This is a genomic window from Variovorax sp. KBW07, from assembly GCF_003852515.1.
Lineage (GTDB): Bacteria > Pseudomonadota > Gammaproteobacteria > Burkholderiales > Burkholderiaceae_C > Variovorax.
In genome coordinates this window covers 1-8,112 of the sequence record NZ_QAJK01000027.1, presented here as the reverse complement: position 1 = coordinate 8,112, position 8,112 = coordinate 1, and the positions used below count along the sequence as shown (strand labels likewise).

Genomic DNA, 8,112 nt, shown 5'->3' with positions numbered 1-8,112 from the left:
TGACCCCGCACCCGCTCCCGCACCCAACCCCGCCTCAAGCCTTCGGCTTCTTCTGCGGACGCTTCCAATTGGGAAAGCTCATAGCCTTGCTGCGCGCCACAGTCAGCGCCCCCGCCTCCGTCGACTTGTTGATCGTCGAGCCGCCGCCAATCGTGCCCCCCGCGCCCAGCGTGATCGGCGCCACCAGCACGCAATTGCTCCCCACGTGCACATCGGCCTCGATCACCGTGCGGTGCTTGTTCGCGCCGTCGTAATTGGCCGTGATGCTCCCCGCGCCGTAGTTCACCCGCTCGCCCACCGTCGCGTCGCCAAGGTAGGCCAGGTGGTTCGCCTTCGCGCCCGCCGCCAGCGTCGAATTCTTCACCTCCACGAAATTGCCGATGTGCACCTCCGTGCCCAGTTGGGCACCCGGCCGCAGCCGCGCGAATGGCCCGATCAATGCCCGCTCGCCCACCGTCACGCCCGCCTTCTCGCCCTCGATGTGCGTGAACGGATGAATCACCGCGCCGGCCTCGATGCGTGCATTGGCGATCACGCAATTCGCGCCGATGCGCACGCCCTCGCCCAGCGTCACCGCGCCTTCGAAAATGCAGTTGACGTCGATCTCCACGTCGGCCCCGCAGTCCAGCGTGCCGCGCAGGTCGAAGCGCGCCGGGTCGGCCATGCGCACGCCCTGCTCCATCAGCGCATTCGCCTGCCGCAGCTGCCAGGCACGCTCCAACGCCGCCAGTTGCGCCGGGCTGTTGATGCCGGCCACCTGCAGCGCATCGGTCGTGATGTGCGCGACCACCGGCACGCCGTCGGCCGATGCCAGCTTGACCACGTCGGTCAGGTAGTACTCGCCCTGCGCATTGCGGTTGTCCAGCCGCGCGAGCCAGCCCTTGAGCAGGCGTGCCGGCACGGCCATCACGCCGCTGTAGATCTCGCGCACGGCGCGCTGCGCCTGGGTGGCGTCCTTGTGCTCGACCACGGCCGTCACCTCGCCTTCGCCCGTCTTGCGGATCACGCGGCCATAGCCGGTCGGGTCGTCGAATTCGATGGTCAGCAGTGCCAGGCGCTGGCCGGCGCTGGCGGCGATCAGCGCGCGCAGCGTGTCTTCACCGATCAACGGCACGTCGCCGGACAGCACGACCACCGTGCCGTCGTCGGGCAGCAGCGGTGCCGCCTGCAGCACGGCGTGGCCGGTGCCCAGCTGCGGCTCCTGCCGCGCAAAGCGCAGCGTGGAGCCCGCAATGCCGCCGGCCATGGCGGCCTCGACCTCGGCCGCGCCGTGGCCGGTCACGACCACCACGTCGCGTGCGCCGATGCGCGCGGCGGTGGCGGCCACGTGCGCCAGCAATGCGCGGCCGGCCAATCGATGCAACACTTTGGGCAGTCTGCTTTTCATGCGCGTGCCCTTGCCGGCCGCCATGATGACGACATCGACCGGCCCCAGGTTGTCTTGTTGCGGAGTCTGATTCATGCGTTTCTTTTCCCGAATGCGTTGCGCGGAGCTGGCGCGAATTATCGGCGTGCTGCTGCTGGCCGCTTCGCTGGGGGCCTGCAGCACGATCAAGCTGGCCTACAACAACCTGCCCGAACTGAGCTACTGGTGGCTGGACGGGTATCTGGATTTCGACGGCACGCAGACCCCGAAGGTGCGCGACGAGCTGGCACAGTTGCTGGCCTGGCACCGGCAGAACGAGTTGCCCCGCATTGCCGAACTGCTGCAGGAGGCACAGGCGCTGGCGCCTGGTGAGGTGACGCCGGCGCAGGCCTGCGCTTTTGCCGACCGCATCCGCGAGCGCCTGCTGGCCGTGACCGACCGCGCCGAGCTGGCCGGCACCGAACTGGCGCTGAGCCTGACCGACGCCCAGCTGCAGCAGCTGGAGCGCAAGTACGCGAAGAACAACGCCACCTACCGCAAGGACTGGCTCGACCGCACGCCGGCCCAGGTGCATGAAAAGCGCTACGACCAGTTCCTGGACCGCACCGAGGACTTCTATGGCCGGCTGACGGCGGAGCAGCGCGACCTGTTGAAGCAGCAGGTGGCGCAGTCGGTGTTCAACCCGCAACTGGCGGACGCCGAGCGCCGCAAGCGCCAGCAGGAAGCGCTGGTGCTGCTGCGCGGCTTCAGCGCCAACAAGCCGTCGCCGGCCGAGGCGCGCGCCGCGCTGCATGCGTACATCCAGCGCATCGCCGATCCGCCGCCCGGCCCCTGGCGCGACCAGCAGCAGGCGCTGCTGCAGGAAGGCTGCCGCAACACGGCCGTGCTGCACAACGGCACCAGCGCCAGCCAGCGCGAGCAGGCGGTGCGCCGGCTGCAGGCCTACCGGAGCGACCTGCGCCAGCTGATGGCCGCGCGCTGATATCTGCCTCGGGCCAAGCCCCGGTCAGATCAACGGCGTGGGCCGCAAGGGGCGCTCAAAGTAGTCGCCCAGCGTTTCGAGCGCGTGCGGCTCCATGATGCGCAGCCAGCCCGCGTCGAGCTTGTAGAGCCCCAGGCGTTGCAGCCGCCGCAGCGTCTTGTTGGTGTGCACCAGCGACAGCCCCAGCGCATCGGCAATGTGCTGCTGGTTGAACGGAAACTCGACCCAGCCGTCGCGCACCATGCCCACGCGTTCCGCGCGGCGGTACAGGTGCATCAGCAGCATGGCCACGCGCTCGCCGGCATTGCGCCGGCCGGCGGTGACGAGGTTGTCGTCGACCATCTTTTCTTCGCGCGCGGCCAGCCAGGTGATGTCGTAGCCGAGCTTGGGCTGGGCATGGAACAACGGCCAGAGCTTGTTGCGCGGAAAGGCGCACAGCGTGGCGTCGGTCACGGCCTCGACGCCGTGCGTCTGGCCTTCGGCAAACTCGTCCTGCAGGCCGATGAAGTCGCCGGGCAGGAGAAAGCTCAGTATCTGCCGCCGGCCGTCGCTCAGGGTCTTGTAGCGAAAAGCCCAGCCCGCGTAGAGCGTGAAGAGCTGCGTGCTCGGCCGGTGCTCCTCGACGATGGAACCACCCGCCTCGACACGCCGGATGCCGGCGCGAAACGACTGGATGGTCTTGAGCTCTTCGTCGGACGCCGGAAGAAAGGCGTCGAGCTGGCGCAATGCGCAACCGTCGCAGGGATTGATGCCCTGCGGAGGGGAAGCGGCCACGGGATAGTCCTCGAATTTCACGCGCCACTATAGACTTTTCGCCTGTGTCTTTTGACATTTCCCCATGTCGTGCGGCTGCCTAGACTTCGCAGCGTTTTTCATCCAAGACGCATGACCGCAGAACAAACCCAGCCGCTCTACGAAGTCCTTTACTGCAGCACGCTCGCGCAGAACCTGCCCCCGACCACCGTGGGCGCCATCGTCACCCGGGCACGGGCGCGCAACGCCGAACAGGGCATCACGGGGCTACTGGTCTTTGACGGCATGCGCTTCTGCCAGCATCTGGAAGGCCCGCGCGACGCCGTCGATTCATTGATGCGGCGCATCGTGGAAGACCCCCGGCATGTGGAGGTGCGCGTGGCCTACGAAGCCCCGCTGGCAAGGCGGCGCTACACCGGCTTCGGCATGGGGCTGGCCGAGAGCGAGGGGCCCGACCTGATGGCCGGCGTGCACGCGCTGGACGGGGAAGTCGCGCTGCGGCACTTCCTGGCCCTGCTTCCCAGCTTCGACATCAACGGCTGATTGGCCGACGGACCGGCGGACCGATCGGGCCCGGAAACGAAAAAAGCGGCCGAAGCCGCTTCTTTTTGCCGTGTGGAAGAGGAGCGCCAGGGATCAGGCGGCGTCCCAGGCGTAGGTCGCGCCGTAGCCGTCCCACGCTTCCATCACGATGCGCTGGCCCGCGGCCACCGCCAGCGATTCGCCCGGTGCGAGCACCAGGTCTTCGCTCGGGTTCTTCAGCGTGGCGTCGGGCGTGATCCACACGCGGCCCTGCTTGACCCGCAGCACGCTGTTCGTGCGTGCCTTCAGGCTCATCGCCTCGCCGGGCGCAATCTGCCAGGCGCCACGGCGCACGGCCGGTGGAACAGCAGCGGTGGTGCGGGCGGGAACGGGCAGCGAAGCGAGCGATGGGGTGGTGCAGACGGCGGTGGACATGATGAAGACTCCTGGGCTTACCGAAGCGCTTGACAAACAGAAGGCAATGGCGCGGTTCGGGAATGAATGATCGTTTTTCCCGCGTTGGCAGTCCAATGAAAAGGAGGTAGCCTACTGATGCCCGTTTCGCATCAATCCGTTTTGAGTGACGGGCGCCGCCCCTGGTCATACCCATGCAACATTCGCAAACCCATCTGCGCTCCCGCCCCATCTCGGCCGGGCACCTGCGCGCCTTCGAAGCCGTGGCCCGGCACCTGAATTTCCGGGCGGCGGCCGAAGAAATGGCGCTGACCCAGTCGGCCGTCAGCCGCCAGATCCAGTCCCTGGAAGAAGAAGTGGGCGTGAGCCTGTTCCTGCGCCACACGCGGGCGGTGGAGCTCACCAGCGCCGGGGCGCAGCTGCTGCTGGCGGTGCAGCAGTCGCTGCCGCGCATCGACAACGCGGTGCGCCAGATTCGCCAGAGCGCGGGGCGCAAGAGCGTCACGCTGACCACTTTTGCCTCGTTCGCATCGATGTGGCTGATTCCGCGGCTGGAGGCGTTCCAGCGCGACAACCCCGAAATCGACATCCGCATCGACGCCAGCGACGTGGCGGTCGACCTCGAAGTGGCCGATGTTGACATCGCCCTGCGCTACGGCCCCCCCGAAGTCATGCCGGCCAGCGCGGTGCGCCTGTTCGGCGAAACGCTGACGCCGGTGGCCAGCCCCTGGCTGCTGAAAAGCAGCCCGCCCATCAAGACGCCCGCCGACATCACGCGCTTCACGCTGATCGAGGCCGGCGACGCCCACCGCACCCACCTTGAGTGGCTGACCTGGCGCCGCTGGTTCGAGGTGAATGGCCTGGAGCGCGCGCAGCCCAAGCGCTGGCTCTATTTCAACTACGCCTACCAGATGGTGCAGGCCGCCCTGACCGGCCAGGGCGTGACGCTGGCGCGCAGCTCGCTGATTGCCGAAAGCCTGGCCAATGGCGACCTGGTCGAGGTGCTGCCGCAGCACCGCATGGATTCGCCGATGGCCTACTGGCTCATTGCCGGGCCGCGCAACGCGTTGCGGCCAGAAATCAAGGCGTTCTGGGACTGGCTGCAGGACCAGGCCATCACCACGCGCGAAACCATCGGCGAGGTGCCCGACCCGGACACGGTCGACAACATCGACTGAAGCAACTCAGCTGGTCGGCCAGACCACGCCGTTGTCGTTCAGGATGGCGTCCAGCGGCAGGTCGTGCGCCTCGGGCTCGAAGTCGTCGAGAAAGCCATTGGTAAAGCCCAGCCCCACCGTGAACGGCCGGGGCTCCAGCGCCGCCAGCGTGCGGTCGTAGAAGCCGCCGCCGTAGCCCAGCCGGTAGCCGCCGGCGCTGTAGCCCACGCAGGGCACGAACAGCAGCGTCGGCACGATCAGCTCGGTGTCCTTGGGCTTGGGAATGCCGTAGGCGTCTTCTTCCATCTGGCAGCCCGGATACCAGGCATGGAAAGTCAGGGTCTTGTGAACTTTGTTGATCACCGGCAGTCCGATGCGGCGGCGCTGCGGTTCTTCGATGAGCTCGCCGTCTTCCTTCCAGCGATGCAGGGCCGGCAAGGGATCGAACTCGCCCTTGATCGGCCAGTAGGCGCCGATCACGGTGTCGGGCCGGTTGACCAGCCAGATCCGCATCACGCGCTGCAGCAGGTCGGCGCGTGTCAGCCGGTCCGGCATGGCCAGGCGTTGTTCGATCAATGCCTTGCGCAACTGATCCTTCAGAAAACTCGCCGTCGCCGAAGTGTCGGCACCCTTTGACTTGTCCATAATCCCCCGATGCAGTTCCCAAGCATTTTGGCATCCACGCGCCGTCGCCAGCGCACCGCAGCACCCGCCCTGGTTTTTTCCGCTGTCCTGGCCCTCGCCGCGTTGCTTTCACAGCAACCCGCCGCGGCGCAGAACAGCAACACCAACGACGACGTGCTGACCCAGATGAAGCAGGCTTTCCAGCGCGGCGACAAAGGCCGCCTGACCGCCCTGCTGCCGCAAGCCCGCGGCCATGCCCTCGAACCTTGGGCCGCCTACTGGGAACTCAAGGCACGCCTGCAGGAAGCCGCACCCAACGAGGTGCAGGACTTCTTCGCGCGCTACCCCGGCACCTACCAGGAAGACCGCCTGCGCAACGACTGGCTGCTGCTGCTTGGCCAGCGCCGCGACTGGGACGGCTTTTCCGCCGCCATCGCGGGCTTTCGCATGGGCGACGACGCACAGGTGCGTTGCTACGCCGTGCTGGTCGACACGCTGCGCTCGGGCACCGCCACGCAGGCCCAGGCCGACGAGGTGCGCCGCAACTGGTTCAGCCAGAAAGAAGCCGACGACGGCTGCCTGACCGCCGCCGACCGCATGGTCGCGGCCCGCCTGATGTCGCCCAACGACGCCTGGAAGAAGGCGCGCCTGGCCATCGAGGCCAACCGCCCCGCGGCCGCGCGCGGCGCCGTGACCATTGCCGCGCCCGACACGCTGCCGCTGTTCGAGGAGCTGAACGCCAGCTCGGCCAAGTTCCTGACCGGCCGCGCCTTCGTGGCCGCCAAGTCGCGCAAGGAACTGGTGGTGCTGGCGCTGGTCAAGGTCGCCATTGCCGACCCCGAGCAGGCCGCCTCGCAACTCGACAGCAAGTGGGGCCCGATGCTTTCCGCCGAAGAGCGCAACTGGCTCTGGGGCACCATCGGCCGCGCCGCCGCCAACAAGCTGTGGCCGCAGGCCGGCAGCTATTTCGCCAACGTCACCAAGAACAGCGACCTGTCGGACGACATGCTCGGCTGGCGCGTGCGCGCTGCCCTGCGCGCCGGCCAGTGGAAGGAAGTGGCGCCCGCCATCAACGCCATGAGCGACACCGCCCAGCAAGACCCGACCTGGGTCTACTGGAAAGCCCGCGCGCTCGCCAGCGAGCGCAGCGAAGAACGCCGCGCCCAGGCCCGCGAGCTGTACACGAGCATCGCCGGCTCGCGCGGCTTCTACGAAATGCTGGCGCTCGAAGAACTGGGCCAGCGCACCGTGGCGCCCACGAAGCCCGCACCGCTGACGCCCGAAGAAAAGGCCGCCGCGCGCAGCAACCTGGGGCTCAACCGCGGCCTGTACGCCATTGCGATCGGCCTGCGCTCCGAAGGCACGCGCGAGTGGAACTACGCCACCAACCTGCACGACAAGGGCGGCATGGACGACCGCGCATTGCTGGCCGCCGCCGACTTCGCCTGCCAGCGCGAGGTGTGGGACCGCTGCATCAACACCAGCGAGCGGACCAAGGGCGTGGTCGACGCGGACCAGCGTTTCCCGATGCCGTTCCACGACACCGTACTGCGCAAGAGCCAGGACATCGGCCTGGACCCGGCCTACGTGTACGGCCTGATCCGCCAGGAAAGCCGTTTCATCATGGACGCACGTTCGGGCGTCGGCGCCTCGGGCCTGATGCAGGTGATGCCGGCCACGGCGCGCTGGACGGCCCGCAAGATCGGCATGACCGACTTCTCGCCGGGGCAGATCAACGACCGCGAAACGAACATCACGATCGGCACCAACTACCTGAAGCTGGCGCTGGACGACTTCGACGGCTCGATGGCGCTGGCCGCCGCGGCCTACAACGCGGGCCCCGGCCGTCCGCGCAGCTGGCGCAACGGCCCGGTGCTCGACGCGGCAATCTGGGCGGAGAACGTGCCGTTCAGCGAAACGCGCGACTACGTGAAGAAGGTGCTGGCGAACACGACGAACTACGCGGCAATCATCAGCGGCAAGCCGCAGTCGCTGAAGGAACGCCTGGGACGGGTCGGACCGCGTGATGCAGCCGAGCCGGAGCCAAACAAGGACCTGCCCTGAGATGACGGCTTGCCCTTCTGTTCGTTGTCTTGCGACTGAGGGGCTGGCTGTTGTTCTTCGGGGCTCGGCTGCTGTTTCGTTCGTTCGGGGCGCGGTTCAGGGCGACGCCCACGCCGACGGTGTGCTCTGCTCCGCGAATGTCCCCCGCTTCGCTCCTCCTTTATTTCGCTGCGCAGAGCACACCATCCGCGTGAGCGTCATCAGAGTGGTCGTTGATCAGCGGTACACCA

8 protein-coding genes are annotated in these 8,112 nt (G+C 67.6%); 4 read left to right on the top strand and 4 right to left on the bottom strand.

Going from position 1 to position 8,112, the window contains the following annotated elements; genetic code table 11:
• Nucleotides 1-34: 34 nt before the first annotated feature.
• Nucleotides 35-1,462, bottom strand: coding sequence for a bifunctional UDP-N-acetylglucosamine diphosphorylase/glucosamine-1-phosphate N-acetyltransferase GlmU (gene glmU / locus DBV14_RS05850; RefSeq protein WP_124458251.1), 1,428 nt, complete (start codon nucleotides 1,460-1,462; stop codon nucleotides 35-37).
• On the opposite strand from glmU, the gene DBV14_RS05845 reads away from it, so the two are divergent.
• Nucleotides 1,461-2,348: a DUF6279 family lipoprotein gene (locus tag DBV14_RS05845; RefSeq protein WP_260396831.1), complete on the top strand. Its 888-nt coding sequence runs from the start codon at nucleotides 1,461-1,463 to the stop codon at nucleotides 2,346-2,348. The two genes, glmU and DBV14_RS05845, sit on opposite strands and share 2 nt — an antisense overlap.
• A 24-nt stretch (nucleotides 2,349-2,372) precedes the next feature.
• Here the strand turns inward: DBV14_RS05845 and DBV14_RS05840 are convergent, their stop codons facing one another.
• Nucleotides 2,373-3,122: a Crp/Fnr family transcriptional regulator gene (locus tag DBV14_RS05840; protein WP_185545934.1), complete on the bottom strand. Its 750-nt coding sequence runs from the start codon at nucleotides 3,120-3,122 to the stop codon at nucleotides 2,373-2,375.
• Between the two features lie 111 nt (nucleotides 3,123-3,233).
• On the opposite strand from DBV14_RS05840, the gene DBV14_RS05835 reads away from it, so the two are divergent.
• Nucleotides 3,234-3,644, top strand: coding sequence for a BLUF domain-containing protein (locus tag DBV14_RS05835; protein ID WP_124458250.1), 411 nt, complete (start codon nucleotides 3,234-3,236; stop codon nucleotides 3,642-3,644).
• Between the two features lie 93 nt (nucleotides 3,645-3,737).
• On the opposite strand, the gene DBV14_RS05830 is transcribed toward DBV14_RS05835, so the two are convergent.
• Nucleotides 3,738-4,058 (bottom strand): DUF2917 domain-containing protein, encoded by a 321-nt coding sequence (locus DBV14_RS05830; RefSeq protein ID WP_124458249.1) that lies wholly within the window; start codon nucleotides 4,056-4,058, stop codon nucleotides 3,738-3,740.
• 173 nt (nucleotides 4,059-4,231) lie between these two features.
• Between DBV14_RS05830 and DBV14_RS05825 the strand changes: the two genes are divergently transcribed.
• Nucleotides 4,232-5,215 carry a LysR substrate-binding domain-containing protein gene (locus tag DBV14_RS05825; protein ID WP_124458248.1) on the top strand — a complete coding sequence of 328 codons (984 nt, stop codon included), beginning with the start codon at nucleotides 4,232-4,234 and terminating at the stop codon, nucleotides 5,213-5,215.
• A gap of 6 nt (nucleotides 5,216-5,221) precedes the next feature.
• Here DBV14_RS05825 and DBV14_RS05820 read toward each other — a convergent pair whose 3' ends face one another.
• Entirely contained in the window at nucleotides 5,222-5,839 is a 618-nt protein-coding gene (locus DBV14_RS05820) for a 5-formyltetrahydrofolate cyclo-ligase (protein ID WP_124458247.1), read from the bottom strand.
• 9 nt (nucleotides 5,840-5,848) lie between these two features.
• Here DBV14_RS05820 and DBV14_RS05815 point away from each other — a divergent pair, with 9 nt between their 5' ends.
• A complete protein-coding gene (locus DBV14_RS05815; protein WP_124458246.1) occupies nucleotides 5,849-7,882 on the top strand; it encodes a lytic transglycosylase domain-containing protein in 2,034 nt (677 codons plus the stop codon).
• Nucleotides 7,883-8,112 lie beyond the last annotated feature (230 nt).

Bases quoted from the DNA above. Each gene is read 5' to 3' on its own strand.
- DBV14_RS05815 (WP_124458246.1), top strand. From the start codon at position 5,849: ATGCAGTTCCCAAGCATTTTGGCATCCACGCGCCGTCGCCAGCGCACC.
- DBV14_RS05845 (WP_260396831.1), top strand. From the start codon at position 1,461: ATGCGTTTCTTTTCCCGAATGCGTTGCGCGGAGCTGGCGCGAATTATC.
- DBV14_RS05835 (WP_124458250.1), top strand. From the start codon at position 3,234: ATGACCGCAGAACAAACCCAGCCGCTCTACGAAGTCCTTTACTGCAGC.
- DBV14_RS05820 (WP_124458247.1), bottom strand. From the start codon at position 5,839: ATGGACAAGTCAAAGGGTGCCGACACTTCGGCGACGGCGAGTTTTCTG.
- DBV14_RS05830 (WP_124458249.1), bottom strand. From the start codon at position 4,058: ATGTCCACCGCCGTCTGCACCACCCCATCGCTCGCTTCGCTGCCCGTT.
- glmU (WP_124458251.1), bottom strand. From the start codon at position 1,462: ATGAATCAGACTCCGCAACAAGACAACCTGGGGCCGGTCGATGTCGTC.
- DBV14_RS05825 (WP_124458248.1), top strand. From the start codon at position 4,232: ATGCAACATTCGCAAACCCATCTGCGCTCCCGCCCCATCTCGGCCGGG.